Origin of the sequence: Lactobacillus juensis (assembly GCF_036246285.1) — a bacterium.
Taxonomy (GTDB): Bacteria; Bacillota; Bacilli; order Lactobacillales; family Lactobacillaceae; genus Lactobacillus; species Lactobacillus juensis.
Genome location: NZ_BTTS01000001.1, coordinates 537,936 through 557,264, shown reverse-complemented (window position 1 = coordinate 557,264; position 19,329 = coordinate 537,936). Strand labels below are relative to the sequence as shown.

Below are 19,329 nucleotides of genomic sequence, written 5' to 3'. Positions count from 1 at the left end.
ATATGGAAAAATTTAACCCAGACTTTTTATGGGGTGCATCTTCATCAGCCTTTCAAATTGAAGGCGGGTGGAACGAAAATGGTAAGGGAGAATCAGTAGCAGATTATAATTCTTTTGTTCATGCTGGTCCCCAGCAAGCTGATACCAAAGTGGCCAGTGATTTTTATCATCATTATCGAAAAGATATTTCTTTAATGAAAGAATTAGGTCTTAAAGTATACCGTTTCTCAATTGCCTGGTCGAGAATTATTCCTGACGGTGATGGTCAGGTTAACCAAAAGGGGATAGACTTTTACAATAAAGTGATTGATTGCCTGATTGCAAATGGGATTGAGCCGTTTGTAACTCTATATCATTTTGATTTGCCCCTAGCCTTGGTAGAAAAATACAACGGTTGGGAAAACAGATCTTGCATTTCGGCTTTTAGAAGATACTCCCAAATATGTTTTAAGGAATTTGGTGACAGAGTCAAGAACTGGCAGGTGATCAACGAACAAAACCTGATGGTTCGTGTAGACGAGCGCTTAAACATGTATCATGTTGAAGCTAAGAATAAAGAACGTGTCAGAGCGCAAATGGATTACAATATGTTTGTAGCAAGTGCCTGTGTTATGCAAGATTGTCATAAGATGGTGTCAAACGGTAAAATAGGACCTGCAATATCATCCACCATGACTTATCCGGCATCTACCAAGCCACTAGATGTTTGGGCTGCTAAAATGAATGACAATTTTAAAACTAATTATGCCCTGGAAATGTATTGTTACGGACAATATCCAGGTTACTATAGCAATTACCTTAAAAGAGTGGGCATTTTGCCATCAATGCAAGATCAAGATGAGCAAGTATTGCGCGATGCTAGGCCTGACTTCATAGCAGTCAATTATTATCGTACTCTCGTTGCCAGTTACTTACCGAGTGATGCCAAGCACCCATTTGGTACAAGGAAAAATGATGTGGATTTTGATCTCTATGGCTATTTTAAGATCGAAAAAAATAATAACTTGCCCGCAACGGAATATGGTGCTCAAATCGATCCTATGGGGTTGAGAATTGTACTGAATGAATATTATCGTCAGTTTCGTTTGCCAATGATTATTACTGAAAATGGTTTAGGTACGCCAGACATTATGGCAAAGGATGGCAAGATTCATGATCAATACCGCATAAAATATCTTGCAGATCATATTCAGGCTTGTTATGATGCAATTCAGGATGGGGTAAAGCTAATCGGTTATTGTCCTTGGTCAGTTATGGATCTGTTAAGTTCACATCAGGGATTTAAAAAGCGTTATGGCTTTATTTACGTCAATAGAACTGACAATGATCTAAAAGATCTACGTCGGATTCCCAAAGACAGTTTTTACTGGTACCAAAAAGTTATTGCAAATAACGGATTGGTCAACTAAGCAATTTATGCAATTAGGCGGTGAGCTGATGAAAGTGCTAAAAGTTTTGAATAATTCGCTTATTTTGGCATTAGATGAATCAGGTGCAGAGTGTATCCTAATGGGAAAGGGTCTGGGCTACCATAAAGCAATTGGTTATCCTGTTAAAAAAGAAGAAATTCAAAAGATTTTTGTCTTAACCGATAATAAAATGCTAAAAAACTTTATTCAGCTAGCCAGTACGATAGACGAAACTTATCTAAATATGGTTAGGGAAATAATAGATTTTGCCGCCGATAAATATCAAATCAAAGTAAAAGATTACCTTTATTTATCCTTGGCTGACCATATTTCTTTTGTGGTAAAGCGAGTTAAAGAGGAAAATATTGGCGAAAATTTCAACTATCCTGATGTTTTGCTTCACCATAGAAACGAATATCAGGTAGGGTTATTTGCAGTTAATTTGATTAATAAAAAAATGCATGTTTCGTTACCAAATAGCGAAGCAACGGGCATTGGCCTACATTTTGTGGATGCGGAAGTTGACGTTGGTGACCAACAGAAAAACAGGGAAATAGCTGATTTAGTGAGTAGTCTCGAGAAAATAGCTCAAAGGATTATCGGGGGAAAAATCGACCAAAATACTTTCACTTATTCGCGTTTTTTGACTCATCTAAATTATTTTTGTGAAAGAGTTTATGAAAACAAACTGTTTTCAGATGAAGATCAAGAGGGACTTTACCAAGACTTGGCTGCAAAAATGCCCAAGGAAGTTGAAATTATTAATGCTTTTGATGAGTTTATTAGGAAAAGAATTAACTTGAGGATTACTAAACAGGAGAAAATATACTTAATTGTTCATTTGCACAAAGTAGTTGAAGAAAACTGCAAAAAAGTTTAATTGGTAAAAAATTGGGGCAATAACAGAAACTTCCGGATTGAAAAGCTTTTCGGAAGTTTTTCTTTGTGCTAAAAATACTCATTAGTTAAATTTAGTTTTTGAACTGAAAGTACTTGACAATAACTGTCTCTTCAAGCATAATAATTACTGTTGATTTTGCCCGCTGGTCAAATGGTTAAGACGCCACCCTCTCAAGGTGGAGTTACGAGTTCAATTCTCGTGCGGGTGATTTAACACTGGGATATAGCCAAATGGTAAGGCACAGGTTTCTGGTTCCTGCATGTTTCGGTTCGAGCCCGGATATCCCAATAAAAATAGCTCAACGGCAGTGCTGGCGATAGCTATATGTCCATCATTTGCCCATCAGAGTTGTTACAAAACGCTAGATGAATTGCTCATCTAGCGTTTTTTCTATTTTTATCATTTATTTCATAATGCTTTTGTGTTTTATATCCAATACGTCTTTTTAAAAGGTAGTTAACTATTCATAGAAATAATCGGCAAAAACTGGGGTCATCTCAATATCTACTCTTTTGGTATGTAAGCATTTTTGCTCAAAAGGATATTGTTCAAATTCAACTATGGTATTGAAACATCGTTTTCAATTTAGAGGAATCGAGCATTAGTGTCTAGACAATTAATTATAGCGGATCAGTATTTACCATGCTTTTACTAACATACCTATTTCGTCTTTGATTTCTAGCTAAAAAAGGGTATTAATGCTTCGCTGTTTCTTATCATAATTAAACTTTGAGATTTGGTTCCAAGGGAATTCTTAAGCCTTTTGTATAGTTCACTTTACCTTCAGGATTGCACGATAGTTTTTTGGAAAATGCATATCATGTAAAATTGCATCAAAACTTACAGATTGAAAACATAGCTCATATTTGTCAAATAATTTATAAAGTTGTTTGACAAAATCGTAGTATTCTTTTTTACTTAGAACTAATTTTAGGGCAACTATTAATTCGAAAACACCACTTTGGCTGTTAACAATAAAATCATTGAGTTTTAAATCCTGCTTTATCAATCTAAATTTTTTAGTTTTTAAAATTACTTTGTTATAGGTAATTTCATCATGGGCTACAGAATTTCTAAAATAATTTACTAAGATGTTTAAAGTTTCAATAGATTGAGGTTGAATTTTAATTTCAGTTTTATAGTTACGCTTATATTTTAGTGAAAAGTCGCTAGCTATAACTCTTTTAATTTTATCTGTACAAACGCTATAAAAATAATTTAATTCTCCAAAAGTTAAATAGTTTACAAGTACCCAAAGAGGCACATGTTTGTGTTCATTAACATAATGACTGATGGCATTCTTCTTATTGGCGTTTTTTTTAATTTCGTTAGACAAATTACTTATTGTTTTTACTATAGAAACTATTTTTTCCTTATCATTTGAATAATTATCTATCGCTAGATAGGAATGAGGCTCTTTGTATTCTTCAGAAAACCTATAAGATATTTCGGAGCCCAAGTTGCTTTCATATTCCATTAATGGTGTATATAGAATTTTACGCAAGTTCTTGTCAAAATCGTATAAACTTTTTATTTCTTTAAAACTAGCATTCTTTAAATATTTTTCTGGTGATACAGGAGTACCACTGGAATCCCTCTGTAAGAATAATGGCTTGTATCCATTAACTATTGAATAGTAACCATGTTCTTCTAAAGCACGTTTATCACTAGACTTTACCGTAAGACCTCTTTTGCGAAGAATTTTCATTTGTTGATTATGACTTTTAAACGGTTTTTTATTAATAAAATCATTTACTGACATTTGTATTCCTTAAAAAATATTTTGGTAAAACAAAAAGCCCCATATCTGTAATAATACAGAATATGAGGCTTTGTTAGTTCGACACCTACTCCTCGGGCCCTTCGAACTTGATCCATACTCGTATTATAGCAAATTTATTTTTATAGTAAATATACAATATTTGGTAGTTATTCTGCAAAAATCACCAAAAATAGAGAAGATTACACAACATCTTGTATTTTTTCACATAATAGCTATAAATAAAAAAGTTATATATCTTGAAGCAAATTTATTAAAATTTAATATTTTTATAAATTTGCTGTAGGACAAGTGTCGCTATTGTAATGGACATTTGACATTTAATTTACCCTTATTTCTAAACTTCTTGCTACAGTTCATACAAACCATATGTACTAAGCACCAAAAGCTAGACAACTTTTGTAGTTTTATTTTTCTTTTAATAAAAACTGCTTTATTTTAAATTAGTTTCAGTTTTAGACACTAGTTTATCATCGGCAAATGTGAAACTGGCATTTGCTCCTGCACTTTTTGCTTTAATTCCAGTGAAGTAAACCGCGGTTACATTTTTCTTTCCTAAAACGACATTTTCGTTCAATCCATCGGGTTCACCATAAGTTTTGACAAGTGTACTGTAAGAACTGCCTGTTTTTATTGAATTAAATGCTTTAAGTGTTAGCTTAGTGCTGTTGCGGCTCCATTTAAAGCCCGAGACTGTTTTGGTGATAGCCTTTTTATGACTAAATTGAACTATTATTGTAGTTCCATATTTACTCCAAGAATATGATTTTACCTTAAAGCCTTTAACCTCAGTTGATGAAATCGAATTTGGCTGACCCAAAATGTTTTTCACATCTTTAAGAGTGCTTCCACCATTACCTTGTTGCATGACGTCACCGACTTGGATTTTGTCAAAAGATTTCCTAAAAGAAGTTTTTTGAGTGTTTGTTTTCTTCGCTTTTTGGCTGCTTTTTGGCTTATTGCTGTCAGACTTATTACCATTGCTATTGTTAGAGCAACCAACTAAGAATAAGGCTGTTAAGCAAATAGTAGCTACTGACAAAATGTTCTTACGTTTTTTCATTACTTCCTCCTATATTTTTCAGGTCTTTAATAATTTTGCGGAGCTTTCGAGATTGTAATCATTAATTTACTTTAGATAGATCAGAATAGGTGATGACAAAGGACCCAAGTACCGATTTTACTTTTTTGATTTTTAGAAAAACAGTATCTCCCTTTTTAGCGTTGGGATTTTCTGGACTAACAAAATTAAGATGCTTGCCGGTTTCCATGTTGTAACCAAAGGAACTTTGAGGTTCAAATTTTTTAATTTTGAATTGTACCGTTTTACCTTTTAAATTTTTACCTTTACTGAGCTCAGCTTCCGCGTCTTTAATATTGGGATAGTCTGCAACTTTTGGCTTCGGTTTCTTTTGCTGGTGAGTGGTTTTAACAGGTTTGTTAGCACTTCCCTTACTAGTTTTATTGCTAGAACAACCTGCAATTGTCAGTGCCGCTAAAATAGTGGTGCCAATTGAAAGGGTTTTCTTAAATTTAGCCATTACTTCCTCCTGAAGCGATATTGCCGTAGGTTTGTTGTCATTGGCGTGGTGGACAGAAATACCTGATAGCAAAAATTATTGACGATTTTTAGATTTATAATTAAGTTCTAATCAAGTATACTTTAATTTTATCGTACATTGTTAATACCGTAAATGATATTCACTAATCTTATTTACGGCCAAATTGGAGAAGTTTTAATTCTTAAATTCCAGTTGCTGTAGTATTTTAATCAATATAGAAATGATATGTTTCTAAAAAACTTAACTGATGAATTAGCAAATTATAAATATTAAATAAAAAGTACTACTTTTATAACTACAGTTAATATTTAAGTTTATAGTTGCTATAATTTTTATAGTTTTTAGGGGTATATAATATTGTGAATATCTATATGCTGTTTGGTTAAATGCATAATTAAGCAGATTCAGTGCTTTTTATAGTTCTTGTGATATATTTAAAATTGAATATAAAATAATAGTTTTTAAATTATTAAATTAAAGGAATATAAATATGATTACAAGCAAATACAAGAAAATTTTTATCAGTTGCAGTATGGCTTTTGCAGGCTTAAGTATTTTTCTTTATGCTAACAATAATGTTGTCAAAGCTAATGATTCAGCGGGAAAGTCAAACCAAACTCTTGCAAATAAAATGCCGTCAGCGGGCAATAAAAACACATTTGGATCTATTAAAATTGGTTATCAAGAACTGGATAAAAGAGTAGATGATGATTCTCAGATACAAAAAAATTCTGTACAAACTCAAGATGAATCAACTGTTGTCAAGTCTGGCAAATGGGGTGCTGACGGTCCTGAATGGAGTTATGATCCTTCAAATAACACATTAAAAGTGGGTGCCGGTACAATTAAGGGTACAGACAATGGCGCGGGTGCATTTGCAGACCCAGATATTTTAAAAAACGTAAAGAAGATCCAATTTGACCAGCATTTAAAACTAATAGGCGACTTTGGCTATTGGCTTCGATTTGTAAAAGATGAGCGTTTAATAAATCTCACGGAGATTAGTGGTCTAAGTAACATTGATACTTCAGAAGTAACTAGCATGAAAGGGATGTTTTATGCCAGTAAAATTAAGTCTCTTGATTTATCAAGCTGGGACACTTCTGCAGTTACTGATATGAGTTACATGTTTACGGATATGTTCATAGATGGTGATGACGGATCATTAAATATTGGCGGTAATTTTGCTTCCAATGCAAAAAATGTCAAAGATATGACTTTTATGTTTAATGGCTGTGCAAATCTTACTAAAATTGATGGAGTCAAAAATCTTAATACCAGTTCTGTAACTTCAATGAAAAATATGTTTCATGGTGATTATAATTTAACTGAACTTGATTTAAGTCATTTCAATACTGAAAAAGTGACTGACATGGCAGATATGCTTAGTTATTTGATCAGCCTCAACTACTTGGATTTGAGTTCGTTTGATACTATCCAAAGTCCCAATATGAAAAATATGCTGGCAAATGATTTGACTCTACCAGTGGGGGCTATTGTGAACGGCAAGGTAGTATACCAATACGCACCAGGTATAACTACTTTAGTTTTAGGCTCAAAAACAAAGTTAAGTACCGATGTGGCTTTGGGGCAACCAAATCCTGAAAAAACACCAAATAAAGAAAATTTTATCAACAAATGGCGATTAACCAATAATAATAACGAGCCTCAACTAACTACTGCTGAATTAATTCAAAAAAGTCAAGATGGATCTCTCAAGCCGGGTGCTTATACTTGGAAGAAACTAGTAACACCACCAGATGATACCGACAATAATAATCCTGCTCCTAATCCCGTTCCGGTTGAGCCGACAAATCCAGTGGAGAATAATGATGAAAATAAGGACAAAGACGAAAACAATAATAAGGATTCAAGCAGTGAAAAGACTGTAGTGTTGATGCACAATGCTTATCTTTATGACAATACTGGTAATCGTGCAAACCAAATTGTTTTAAAAATTGGTTCGCAACTAATGACCTGTGGTAAAACGACTATCAGCGGACGCAATTTTTACGTTCTAAATGATAAGGCCAATAGCAACATAAAATATTACATTGCTGCCGGTAATGTTGATCCTGTTGTCCGTAAATTAAAACATAATGCCTACCTTTATAATCAGTATGGTGATCGCAAGAATAAGAAAGTTTTAAAAAAAGGTTCAACTGTAAAAACATATGGTGATCCCGTCAAAATTAAAAATAAAAAATATTACATTGTAGATAAAAATAGATTTGTTAAGAAAGCAAACTTTTAATAAAACCACACTTCTTGAGTCTAACTTCAATATAGTTATTTAAAAAATTTAATTTTCTTATAATAATAAAATGATAAATTTTAATTTGAATTTATCGTTTTTTTGTAACTTTAGCTTTTAAAATCCACAAAACATCCATCAGATCTAACAAATGTTATATGTACCACATCCTTTTTTAAACCACTTACCTGAAAAAATTAACCTCTTACTCACATCTGATAGTCATTTGTTTTTAATCTTGCTATAATTACAAACTAAATAACTTAAGCTAATATGAGGTAAAAGCATGAACAAGAAAGAGGTAAATGTCACACTAAGATGGGTTTTGAGCAATCTTAATCCCTGGATGATGCTTTGTTTATTTATCTTTGGTGTTACCAGTTCTTTTGAAGGAGTATTAAATGGTTATATTTTAGGTTATATCCCCAGGCTTAACGTCAAAGACGGAAACAGTTTGATCGTATTTGGCCTAGTCGCAGTTTTATCATATTTAACCGTTTATGTTTCTCTTTTCTTATTTAGCCTGTTAATGCAAAAAGCAATTCAGATTTTAAATGAAAAGATAAAAGGCATTTATTTTAGGGCAAATTTTGCCAGTTCATTTAACAATCCTAACTTGGATTCATCTGAAGTTTTGAACAACATGACTAGTATTTCCAAACAGATAGAAGAAAAGTATTTTGAACCGCTTTTATTGCTTTTTCAAAGTCTCATGACAGTCATATCTTCTACAGTTGTAGTATTAATGACTAATCCGGTTTTAGGTCTGATTTATTTGGCTCTTTCGTTCATGTCGCTTCTTCCCAGTTATATGGGTAAAGAAAAGATGAAAATTAAGACAGACATGTGGAGTCATTCTAATTCCAATTTTTTAGCGATTACGCGTGACTTATTTGCAGGGCGTTTTGAAATTATGAATTTTGGCGTTAAAAAACTATTTATGGAGAAATTTGATCATTCTTTGCACGATGAGGAACAAAGATATTACCAATTGAATGCTTTCCAATATGTCTTGCAATTTATTTCTTGGCTATTTGCCATATTAATAACTTTAACACCGATTTTCATAGGGCTTTGGATGGCCAAAAACAACTTCTTAGGGGTCACAGTAAGTACGATTCTTACCTTGACTCTTACTGCGGATCACGTGGTTGGTGGCTTTCGGCAACTGACTAATTTTGAAACTCAAATTCAAAGTACAGAAGGAATTAGAAAGATTTCTTGGACTGAAACAAAAACAGATCAAGAAGTTTCTCAGCCAGGAGCTGACCATAGACTAGTTGTTGAAAACCTGTCGGTTAAACGTGGTGACCGGGAAATTTTTAAAAACCTGTCTTTAAGCCTAAATGAAAACGACAAAATGATTATTACTGGACCCTCAGGTATTGGCAAATCGACCTTGCTAAATGCCATAGCAGGATACATTCCAATTGAAATGGGTGATGTGAAATTTGGCGGGCACAAATTGAAATATTCAAATTTTGTGTTTATTTCACAGAATATTTGGTTATTTGCAGGAACGATTCGGGAAAATCTTTCTCTTTTGCAAAATTTCACAGACGAAGAATTAGTTGCTTCTCTGAAAAAGGTAGGTTTAGACAAAGAGTTAGGGAGCAAGGCACTGGATTTTGAAATTAAAGAACAAGGCAAAAACCTTTCAGGTGGGCAAGCGCAGAGACTGGCTGTTGCCAGAGGACTGCTGCGTCATAAGAAGATCTTTTTACTAGATGAAATTACCTCTAGCCTTGATCATCAAAATGCTGATGAAGTACACCGCTTAATTTACCAACTGCCTTCAATTGTTATTGAAGTGGCTCACAACTTTAACGAAAAAATAGCACAAGAAAACAACGTCAAGATCTTTAACTTAGCGAAAAATACAAAATAAAAATAACCCGCAAAATGTTTCATTGCACACTTTGCGGGTTTTTAATTTATTTTATTGTTACTTTTTACATCCCAGCCTTAATCATCTTTTTCTCAGCCATAGTCTTGCGTAAAGAGAGCATAGCAGTATAGGTAGACAAAATGTAAACCTTTTTCGTTGGTAAATTTGCAATATTGGCAATTACTTCCTCATTGTCGGTGCAGGTAACCATTTTACCCGGATCAAAACCGGCAACCTCCAGACGAAAGCCCATGTCGTGCCAGCGTTCTCCACCAACCAGAATTTTTTTAATTTGCTTATGGTTGAGATCTTCAAACTGACCATCCCAAATCCAGGAAGTGTCAATGCCGTCAGCGTGGTTGGCATTAAGCAAGGCTACTAATGAATAATCATCTTTTTCAGTGTTAAGCATGTGCAGCACCTCATCTAGACCAACCGGATTTTTAACTAAGATCAGGTCAATTTCTTTTCCTTCATATTTAATTAATTCTTGTCTGCCAAAAATCCGCTTGTTTTTTGCAAAAGCCTGAGCAATTTCTTCTTCACTCAGGTCAAAATAACGTGCCACAGAATAGGCAGCTAGGGCATTATAAATATTGTAAGTTCCGCCAATGTTAATAGTATAGTTTTTACTACCCATTTGGAACTCAAGTTTATTCGGTGACTGCTCAATGATTTTGTTAACAGAATATGTTAATTCAGGTCTGTGATAGTTGCAGTTAGGACAGAAAAAATCTCCCAAGTTAGCATAAATACGTTCATGATAATGTAAAATGTGATCACACTTAGGGCATAAGATGCCATCTGTATTGACAGGAGCCTTGCTATCATTTTGCGGCTCATCACTTGGCAGTTTAAAGCCATAAAAAATTTTCGGATTAGGCAAGTCGACTGAAGAAAAGATACTGGCATCACCATTGGCAATAATAGTAGCCTTGGGTGCCAGTTTGATTCCTTCAACAATTTTATCGTATGTAGTATAGATTTCACCATAGCGATCCATTTGGTCGCGAAAAATATTGGTTAAAACAAAAACGCTGGGATGAAGCAGTTCCGTTACCATTTTGACATTTGCTTCGTCAACTTCTAACACTGCAATTGGTCTTGAAGATTTTTTCTTTTTGTGTGCTAAAAAGGCTGTCACAATTCCTTGCTGCATGTTGGAACCCGATGGATTGGTCAAAACATCGCCGTATTTTTCTCTTAGTGCAGCAACGATCAAAGCTGTAGTCATGGTCTTGCCATTTGTACCGGTAACAATAACGGTTTCATAGCCATCAGCCAGTGTTTTTAAAATTTCAGGATCCAGGTCCATTGCCAACTTGCCGGGAAAACTAGTACCGCCCTTTAAAACATTATGTAAAAACCAGTAACTTGATTTACCCGCGCTTTTTGCTATTACAGACTTAAAACTCATTTTCTTCCCTCGCTTTAAAATCATTATCAACTATAGCATAGCCACAAACTGAAAACGAGTTTTTAACCATTTAACTACACATATTTAATTTTTACATTATACTAGATTAGTTAGGTGAATTTAAATGAATCAAAGGAGCAAAAATGGCACAATTATTTTTCGAGTATGGCACGATGAGCAGTGGCAAAACTTTAGAGATACTAAAGGATGCTCATAACTATGAAGCTCAAGGTCGTAAAATTGCTTTGTTAACCAGTGGAATTGATGATCGCAGCGGAGTTGGAACTGTGGCCTCAAGAATTGGACTTCACAGAGATGCAGTTCCAATTGACCATGATTTTGATATTTTTGCTTATATAAAAAAGTTGAATGAGCAGGAAAAAGCACGTGGAGATGGTGAGATTGCCTGCGTGTTTGTTGATGAAGCTCAGTTTTTGGAGCGTCATCATGTGGTGGAATGCGCACAAATAGTGGACGATTTGGGTATTCCGGTAATGACATTTGGCTTAAAAAACGACTTTCAAAATAATTTATTTGAAGGAACCAAGAATTTATTGATTTTTGCTGATAAAATAAAAGAGATCAAAACGATTTGCCACTACTGCGGTAGAAAGGCTACAATGAATCAGCGGATACACAATGGTAAACCGGTTTATGAAGGCGAACAGGTTCAAATTGGCGGGGATGAAAGTTATTACCCGGTTTGTCGGTTTCATTATTTTCACCCGGAGCAAGAAAGATAGGAAGGAATTAGAACAACATGGATAAGATTATGGCACAGCTTGAAAGTCTTGTTGCTCATTATGATGAATTACAGGAAATGATGGCTGACCCAGAAGTTATCAATGATACTAAAAGGTACATGGAGGTTTCTAAAGAAGAAGCAGATTTGCGAGATGTAGTTGAAAAATACCGCAAATATAAGGCTGATAAAAAAGAAATTTCTGATAACAAGGATATTATTGCTAATGAAAATGATTCTGATCTGGTAGAAATGGCCAAAGAAGAAAATGAAGATTTAGAGCAGGATATTGACAAACTGGAAGATGAAATCAAGATTTTAATGCTGCCAAAGGATCCTAATGATGACAAAGATATCATTATGGAAATCAGGGGAGCAGCTGGTGGGGATGAAGCTTCCTTATTTGCCGGTGATTTGCTCAGAATGTATGAAAAATATGCAGAAAGACAAAACTGGCAGGTTTCTATTGTCGACAGTGAACCAACCGAAGTTGGCGGTTACAAACGGGTTGCCATTATGATTACTGGCAACAAGGTTTATTCAAAACTTAAATATGAAAACGGAGCGCACCGCGTACAACGTGTTCCTGTAACTGAATCTCAAGGTCGTGTTCATACTTCAACGGCAACAGTTGCCGTAATGCCCGAATATGAGCAGGTTGACCTTGATTTAGATCCCAAAGATATTAGAGTTGATGTCTACCGTTCTAGTGGTGCCGGCGGTCAGCATATTAACAAAACATCGAGTGCTGTGCGTATGACGCACTTGCCGACAGGAATCGTTGTCGCAATGCAGGATCAACGTAGTCAGCAGCAAAATCGAGAAAAAGCGATGCAGATTTTAAAATCTCGTGTCTATGATTATTATGAAAGTCAAAATCGGGATCAATATGATGCTAAACGCAAAAATGCTGTCGGGACTGGTGACAGGTCAGAGCGTATCAGAACTTATAACTACCCGCAAAATCGTGTGACTGATCATCGTATCGGCTTGACGCTTAATAAACTTGACAGGGTAATGAACGGTGAACTTGACGAAATAATTGATGCTTTGATTTTGTATAACCAAACTAAGCAACTAGAGGAGCTGGCTGAACAAAATGTCTAAGATTGACACTTTAAAGAGTCTGAGAATCTGGGCTGCGGAAACGGCACCAGAAGAAAGGCCGGAAGACATCGCTTTTTTGCTGGCCGAAAGATTGCAGCTGAGTCCCAGTGAGTTTCAATTGAAACAAGATATGGAGCTAACACCGCAGCAGGTTAAGCAGGCACAAAAAGATGTGCGCCAGCTGGCTAAAGGGATATCACCGCAGTATATTTTGGGTTATTCCTGGTTTTTTGGTTACAAAATTTTAGTACAGCGTGGCGTTTTAATACCCCGTTTTGAAACAGAAGAATTAGTCGAATGGGCTCTGCAGGATCTAGCTAATGGTGACAAGGTGCTTGATTTAGGTACTGGTTCTGGATGCATTACTGTAGCTCTAGCTAAAGAAGCTGCCAAAAAACAAATTACAGATCTTGATTTATATGCTTCCGATGTCACCGATGCTGCCTTAAGAACAAGCGAAGAAAACTTTTTGATTCATAAAGTCGATGTCACTGTCCGCAAAGCCAATATCTTAATCGGACTGGAAAAATTCGATAAAATAATTTCTAATCCTCCCTATATTAAGGAAACAGAAAAAGACGTGATGGACCAGAACGTTCTGCAAAATGAACCAAAAGAAGCGCTTTTTGGTGGTAAAAACGGCATTGAGTTTTATCAGAAATTTGTCAAACAGGTACGCGATCATTTAAATAGTGGTGGCGAATTTTTCCTGGAGTTTGGCTTTAGTGAAAAAGACCAGCTGGCTGAATTATTTGCTCAGGAATTGCCTGATTTTACAATTGAATTTAAAAAAGATTTAGCCGGGAAACCGCGTATGGTTAAGGGAAAGTGGCATAAATGATGGAAACCAAAATTTTTTCACAGGATCAAATAGATGAAGCAGTAAAATTGCTTGCTGAAGGGGAGTTAGTTGCTTTTCCCACTGAAACCGTTTATGGCTTAGGTGCGATTGCTACAAATGAGCAAGCCGTTAAAAATGTTTACGCAGCTAAAGGTCGTCCTAGTGACAATCCGTTAATTGTGACAGTCTCTGATGCTCAAATGATGTCTAAATATGCCAAAGAAGTTCCGGAACGTGCTCAAAAATTAATTAAAAAATTTTGGCCGGGTCCGCTAACTCTCTTGCTATATGTTAAACCTGACAGTTTGCCTAAAGCTGTCACCGGTGGTCTTGACACCGTGGCTTTTCGTTGCCCTCATGATGCTCTGACTCATGAATTGATCAGTAAATTAGGCTATCCTATTGTCGGCCCCTCAGCCAATACTTCAACTAAACCTAGTCCAACTACTTCCCAGCATGTTTATCATGACTTAAAAGGTAAAATTGCCGGGATTATTGATGGCGGACCTACAGAAGTGGGGTTGGAATCAACAATTATTGACCTCTCTGTTCCCACGCCAGTCGTTTTACGTCCTGGTGCAATCACACCAGAGGAGTTGAGTAATGCCTTGGGTGAAAAAGTTTTAATTAACAGTGGCAAAGTTTCTGATAAGGATGTGCCCAAAGCTCCGGGGATGAAATATCGTCATTATGCTCCTAGCGCTCCTGTAGTCGTTGTAGATGATCCGCAGGACTTTGCAAATATAGAATTAACTAGTGCGACTGGCGTAATGGCTTTAGCTGATGTGCTTAACAAAATCAAGTTGCCAGCAGTTAATAAATTTAATCTAGGCAAAAATTTAGCAGATGCCGATCATAACCTATTTGGGGGCTTGCGTTACTTCGACGATAAGCCGGAGATTAAACAAATTTTTGTGCAGGGATTTAACGGCAGCGAAGACACCCTAGCCTACATGAACCGGCTAAATAAAGCAGCTGCGGGTCATCATTATCAGACAAAATAAAAATTTACTAGCAAAGGACTTTAAACCCTTTGTTTTTTTTATTAAAATACTCGTAAACGTAATTATGTTTATAGGAGGAAAAAGATGGGCAAATTTACGGTTTTGAATCATCCGTTAATTCAACACAAGTTAACAATTATTAGGCGTAAGGAGACGAGTTCCAACGAGTTTCGGCGGATAGTCGGTGAAATCGGGGGACTGATGACTTATGAAATTACCAGAGATTTGCCGCTAAAAGATGTTGAAATTGAAACACCGATTGGCAAGACCACTCAAAAAGAGATTGCCGGCAAAAAATTGACGATTGTGCCAATTTTACGTGCCGGTATTGGTATGCTTAATGGTGTTATGGAAATGATTCCGTCAGCTAAGGTGGGAGTAATTGGCATGTACCGGGATGAAGAAACCCTTACGCCACATGAGTATTTCTGTAAAATGCCAAAAGATGTGGCCGAACGTGAATGTTTGGTCGTAGATCCAATGCTTGCTACTGGTGGTTCTGCTAATATGGCGATTGGTGCGCTTAAAAAGCGCGGCGTCAAAGTTATTAAGCTGGCTGTACTGGTAGCTGCTCCTGAAGGCGTTAAAGCTATTCAAGAAGAAAATCCAGACGTTGATATTTATGCTGCTGCAGAAGATGAAAAATTGCTGCCAAACGGCTATATTACACCAGGTTTGGGGGATGCCGGCGACAGGCTATTTGGTACTAAATAACTGTTTTTAGGTAAAATAGTCGCAAAATTCGCTTACATTTTTCACAAAATTATTGAATGGTGTTAATATTGTATGAGTGTTCGATAATTTGGACACGAGAAGGGAGGTCACGAAGAATTGGAGCAATCATTTGTTTTTAAATTTCTGGGTTTAACATTTGATCTGTCTGGGATCATAGGCTCGACGTTAATGGCTGCTGTAGTATTGTTTGTCTGCATCTGGCTATCACGCAAAGTTGAGATGAAACCGAATAAAAAGCAAAATATCATGGAATATTTGATAGACTTCACTGATGGTATTGTTAAAGACAATGTCAGTGATGTGGATGCTAGAAAGCACCTTTCCTTGTATGCTTTTGTTCTATTCATCTATATTTGGTTTATGAACCAGTTAGGCCTCTTCTTAGAGGTTAAAGCAGGAGATAATATCTTTGTTAAATCTCCTACTGCGGACCCAGTGACGACAATGTCATTTGCAATGATGACCTTGCTTCTTTCATTTACATTTGGAATGCAAAAATTCGGTACTGGTGGCTATTGGCGCAATTATGCCGAACCTGTTAGTTTCCTGTTTCCCATTAATATGATTGAAGAGGTCACTAATTTCTTGACATTATCTTTGCGTTTATATGGTAATATCTATGCAGGTGAAGTGTTGTTAACTTTAATAGGTAACAGCTTTGCTCCTAGCTTTGGTGTTGTCACTTTGGTTTTAGCAGCACCGCTTGCTATGATCTGGCAAGGATTCTCTGTCTTCATTGGCTCTATCCAGGCATATGTTTTCGTAACCTTATCCATGGTTTATGTTGGAAAAAAGGTTACAAAAGAATAATTTATTGGAGGTTTAAATATGTCACAAGCTTTTAAATATATCTCAGCAGCTATCGTAGCTGGTATTGCTGCTTTAGCAGCTTCTTGGGGTAATGGTAAAGTTATCACTAAGACCGTTGAGAGCATGGCCCGTCAACCAGAAAGCGCTGGTAACTTGAGATCAACAATGTTCATCGGTGTTGGTTTGATTGAAGCCGTTCCTATTTTGGCAATTGTTGTTGCTTTCCTGATTCTCTTCGTTTAATTTTATTTAAAATAATTTAGGTAAAAGAGAGAAGGGCAGTAAATGACATTTCAAATTTTATTTGCGGCCTCAGCAGGTCATATTTACCTGGGAAATACCCTCTGGTATTTAATTGTTTTCGCAATTTTGCTTCTTTTGGTTAAGCATTATGCTTGGGGCCCTGTCTCCGACATGATGGAAAAAAGACGCCAAAAGGTAATCAGTGATCTTGATTCGGCTGCAGACAATCGCAAAAAGGCCGAAGTTTTGGCTAATGAGCGTGAAGCTGCCTTGAAGAACTCAAGACAAGAAGCAACGCAAATTCTTACTGATGCAAAGGCGAATGCTGAAAAAACCAGTACGCAGATTGTGGCAGAAGCAAATGATAACGCGGCTTCAATTCATGAAAAGGCAAAGGTTGCTGCCGCTCAGGCAAAAGCTGATGCTTTAGATGAAGCCCGTGCACAAGTAGCAGATATTTCTGTAACGATTGCGGAAAAAGTAATTTCTAAGAATTTATCTGCTGATGACCAAAAAGATTTGGTTGATCAGTTTATTAAGGGGCTGAATAAATAATGGCCTTAAGTACAGAAGAGATTGCTGCACGCTATGGTACTGCACTATTTGATTATGCAGAAGATATGGGTGCCTTGGAGACCGTTCATGCAGATTTGCAAGAACTGGCACAAGCTATCTCAGATTATCCGCAGATTTTGAAAGCTTTTAGCGACCCGATTTTTAACAGTGCTGAAAAAGTAAAATCGCTTTCTGCGATTGAGCAAGGTCTGACCAAAGAAGTTCAAAATTTTTTGAATTTATTGTTAGACTATGATCATTTTTTGGAATTGCCGGAAATAATAAAATGTTTCAATGACTTATATAACCAAAGTCAAAAGATCGAAACTGGTGTTGCTGTTTCGGCAGTGCCACTTGATCAAGAGCAATTACAAAAATTAGGTGCTGGTTACGCCCAAAAATATAATTTGCAAAAAGTCATTCTCACTAATGTGGTTGACCAAAGCATTATTGGCGGCGTAATTTTAAAAGTTGGCGATTGCGTAATCGATGGGTCAGTCAAAAACAAACTGAAAAAGATTCGTGCGCAGTTAATTAATAAAAATTAAAAGAGGTGAAACCATTGAGCATAAAAGCAGAAGAGATTAGCTCTTTAATCAAGCAGCAGCTTGAACACTATGATGATAAGCTCGACATTAATGAAGTTGGAGTTGTTACATACATAGGTGATGGTATCGCCCGGGCTCACGGATTGAACAATGTTTTGGCCAACGAGCTATTGGAATTTGACAATGGTTCTTATGGCATTGCACAAAACCTGGAATCAAATGATGTTGGTATCATTATTTTGGGCAATTTTGATGATATTCGTGAAGGTGACCAAGTCAAAAGAACCGGTGAAATTATGCGTGTGCCGGTTGGAGACGCACTAATTGGTCGCGTTGTGAACCCACTAGGTCAGCCGGTTGATGGACTTGGCGAAATAAAAACGTCAAAGACTCGTCCAATCGAGGCTTCGGCACCGGGTGTTATGGAACGCCAGTCAGTTAATCAGCCGCTGCAAACAGGTATCAAAGCCATTGATGCTTTGGTGCCAATCGGTCGCGGTCAACGTGAGTTAATTATTGGTGACCGTAAGACTGGTAAAACAAGTTTGGCAATTGATACAATTTTGAGTCAAAAAGGACAAGACGTTATTTGTATTTATGTCTTTATTGGTCAAAAGGAATCAACTGTCAGATCACAAGTAGAAACATTAAAACGCTTTGGCGCAATGGATTATACAATTGTTGTCGAAGCTGGACCAAGTGAGCCGGCCCCGATGTTGTATATAGCACCATATGCCGGAACAGCTATGGGCGAAGAATTCATGTACAATGGTAAGGATGTCCTGGTGGTCTTTGATGACCTGTCTAAACAAGCCGTTGCTTACCGTGAACTTTCTTTGCTTCTCCGTCGTCCGCCTGGTCGTGAAGCCTATCCTGGTGATGTCTTCTATTTGCACTCTCGTTTACTAGAACGTAGTGCCAAGTTGAGTGACAAACTTGGTGGCGGCTCGATGACTGCTATTCCATTTATCCAAACTGAAGCAGGAGATATTTCAGCATATATTCCAACTAACGTCATTTCAATTACTGACGGCCAAATTTTCCTGCAAAGTGATTTGTTCTTTGCGGGTACCCGTCCAGCGATTGATGCTGGTAACTCAGTTTCTCGTGTTGGTGGTAGTGCTCAAATTAAGGCTATGAAGAAAGTTGCCGGTACGCTTCGTACTGACCTGGCAGCTTACCATGAACTGGAAAGTTTTGCTCAATTCGGCAGCGATTTGGATCAGGCAACTCAAGCCAAACTGAATCGTGGACGAAGAGTTGTTGAAGTTTTGAAACAGCCTTTGCATACGCCAATTCCGGTTGAAAAACAAGTTGTCATTCTTTATGCTTTGACTCACGGTTATCTTGATTCTGTTCCAGTTGATGATATTGCCAAGTTTGAAAAAGAGTTATACGACAACTTCGATACTAATCACGCAGATTTACTAGAACATATTCGTAAGACTGGTGACCTGCCAGATGAAAAGAAATTACAAGAAGCAATTTCTAAATTTGCGGATAGTTTTTCACCAAGTAATAAATAGGAGGTAA

At 36.5% G+C, this 19,329-nt stretch carries 18 protein-coding genes and 2 tRNA genes; 16 read left to right on the top strand and 4 right to left on the bottom strand.

All coding sequences use genetic code 11. The features are described from left to right. The first annotated feature begins 2 nt into the window (after positions 1-2). From AAA926_RS02500 to AAA926_RS02485, 4 genes are all read left to right on the top strand, one after another. Positions 3-1,409: a glycoside hydrolase family 1 protein gene (locus tag AAA926_RS02500; RefSeq protein ID WP_338211742.1), complete on the top strand. Its 1,407-nt coding sequence runs from the start codon at positions 3-5 to the stop codon at positions 1,407-1,409. A 28-nt stretch (positions 1,410-1,437) separates the two neighbouring features. Further along, positions 1,438-2,289, top strand: coding sequence for a PRD domain-containing protein (locus AAA926_RS02495; protein ID WP_338211741.1), 852 nt, complete (start codon positions 1,438-1,440; stop codon positions 2,287-2,289). A gap of 157 nt (positions 2,290-2,446) precedes the next feature. Further along, positions 2,447-2,518 (top strand) — tRNA-Glu (locus AAA926_RS02490). An 8-nt stretch (positions 2,519-2,526) separates the two neighbouring features. Further along, positions 2,527-2,598 (top strand) — tRNA-Gln (locus AAA926_RS02485). A 484-nt stretch (positions 2,599-3,082) separates the two neighbouring features. Here AAA926_RS02485 and AAA926_RS02480 read toward each other — a convergent pair. The 3 genes from AAA926_RS02480 to AAA926_RS02470 all read right to left on the bottom strand — a co-directional run bounded on the left by AAA926_RS02480 (position 3,083) and on the right by AAA926_RS02470 (position 5,631). Further along, positions 3,083-4,072, bottom strand: a complete 990-nt coding sequence (locus AAA926_RS02480; RefSeq protein ID WP_338211740.1) for an Abi family protein — start codon at positions 4,070-4,072, stop codon at positions 3,083-3,085. 451 nt (positions 4,073-4,523) lie between these two features. Continuing rightward, positions 4,524-5,153 (bottom strand): DUF3862 domain-containing protein, encoded by a 630-nt coding sequence (locus AAA926_RS02475; protein WP_338211739.1) that lies wholly within the window; start codon positions 5,151-5,153, stop codon positions 4,524-4,526. Positions 5,154-5,214: 61 nt separating this feature from the next. Then, positions 5,215-5,631 carry a YgdI/YgdR family lipoprotein gene (locus AAA926_RS02470; protein ID WP_338211738.1) on the bottom strand — a complete coding sequence of 139 codons (417 nt, stop codon included), beginning with the start codon at positions 5,629-5,631 and terminating at the stop codon, positions 5,215-5,217. A 511-nt stretch (positions 5,632-6,142) separates the two neighbouring features. On the opposite strand from AAA926_RS02470, the gene AAA926_RS02465 reads away from it, so the two are divergent. Together AAA926_RS02465 and AAA926_RS02460 are read left to right on the top strand one after the other, a co-directional pair. Next, positions 6,143-7,906 (top strand): SLAP domain-containing protein, encoded by a 1,764-nt coding sequence (locus tag AAA926_RS02465; protein ID WP_338211737.1) that lies wholly within the window; start codon positions 6,143-6,145, stop codon positions 7,904-7,906. 286 nt (positions 7,907-8,192) lie between these two features. After that, positions 8,193-9,794: an ATP-binding cassette domain-containing protein gene (locus tag AAA926_RS02460; RefSeq protein ID WP_338211736.1), complete on the top strand. Its 1,602-nt coding sequence runs from the start codon at positions 8,193-8,195 to the stop codon at positions 9,792-9,794. A gap of 64 nt (positions 9,795-9,858) precedes the next feature. Here the strand turns inward: AAA926_RS02460 and AAA926_RS02455 are convergent, their stop codons facing one another. Beyond that, positions 9,859-11,211 carry a MurT ligase domain-containing protein gene (locus AAA926_RS02455; protein WP_338211735.1) on the bottom strand — a complete coding sequence of 451 codons (1,353 nt, stop codon included), beginning with the start codon at positions 11,209-11,211 and terminating at the stop codon, positions 9,859-9,861. Between the two features lie 143 nt (positions 11,212-11,354). Between AAA926_RS02455 and AAA926_RS02450 the strand changes: the two genes are divergently transcribed. The 10 genes from AAA926_RS02450 (at position 11,355) to atpA (ending at position 19,322) form a co-directional block, all read left to right on the top strand. Continuing rightward, complete coding sequence (locus tag AAA926_RS02450) at positions 11,355-11,954, top strand: thymidine kinase (RefSeq protein ID WP_338211734.1); 600 nt, start codon at positions 11,355-11,357, stop codon at positions 11,952-11,954. A gap of 17 nt (positions 11,955-11,971) precedes the next feature. Next, on the top strand, positions 11,972-13,060 hold the full coding sequence (gene prfA / locus AAA926_RS02445; protein WP_034981210.1) for a peptide chain release factor 1: 1,089 nt from the start codon (positions 11,972-11,974) through the stop codon (positions 13,058-13,060). Continuing rightward, positions 13,053-13,901: a peptide chain release factor N(5)-glutamine methyltransferase gene (prmC, locus tag AAA926_RS02440; RefSeq protein WP_338211733.1), complete on the top strand. Its 849-nt coding sequence runs from the start codon at positions 13,053-13,055 to the stop codon at positions 13,899-13,901. Before prfA ends, prmC begins: the two co-directional genes overlap by 8 nt. Next, positions 13,901-14,905 carry an L-threonylcarbamoyladenylate synthase gene (locus AAA926_RS02435; RefSeq protein ID WP_338211921.1) on the top strand — a complete coding sequence of 335 codons (1,005 nt, stop codon included), beginning with the start codon at positions 13,901-13,903 and terminating at the stop codon, positions 14,903-14,905. The genes prmC and AAA926_RS02435 overlap by 1 nt, the downstream gene beginning before the upstream one ends. Positions 14,906-14,989: 84 nt before the next feature. Beyond that, positions 14,990-15,619 (top strand): uracil phosphoribosyltransferase, encoded by a 630-nt coding sequence (gene upp, locus AAA926_RS02430; protein WP_198179422.1) that lies wholly within the window; start codon positions 14,990-14,992, stop codon positions 15,617-15,619. A 117-nt stretch (positions 15,620-15,736) separates the two neighbouring features. After that, a complete protein-coding gene (atpB, locus tag AAA926_RS02425) occupies positions 15,737-16,450 on the top strand; it encodes a F0F1 ATP synthase subunit A (RefSeq protein WP_046331973.1) in 714 nt (237 codons plus the stop codon). Positions 16,451-16,468: 18 nt separating this feature from the next. Beyond that, a complete protein-coding gene (atpE, locus tag AAA926_RS02420) occupies positions 16,469-16,693 on the top strand; it encodes a F0F1 ATP synthase subunit C (RefSeq protein ID WP_034981200.1) in 225 nt (74 codons plus the stop codon). Between the two features lie 42 nt (positions 16,694-16,735). Next, positions 16,736-17,248, top strand: coding sequence for a F0F1 ATP synthase subunit B (atpF, locus tag AAA926_RS02415; RefSeq protein WP_046331974.1), 513 nt, complete (start codon positions 16,736-16,738; stop codon positions 17,246-17,248). Next, positions 17,248-17,796 (top strand): ATP synthase F1 subunit delta, encoded by a 549-nt coding sequence (gene atpH, locus AAA926_RS02410; RefSeq protein WP_198179420.1) that lies wholly within the window; start codon positions 17,248-17,250, stop codon positions 17,794-17,796. The genes atpF and atpH overlap by 1 nt, the downstream gene beginning before the upstream one ends. 14 nt (positions 17,797-17,810) lie before the next feature. Beyond that, positions 17,811-19,322: a F0F1 ATP synthase subunit alpha gene (gene atpA, locus AAA926_RS02405; protein ID WP_265892699.1), complete on the top strand. Its 1,512-nt coding sequence runs from the start codon at positions 17,811-17,813 to the stop codon at positions 19,320-19,322. The last annotated feature ends 7 nt before the right edge of the window (positions 19,323-19,329 follow it).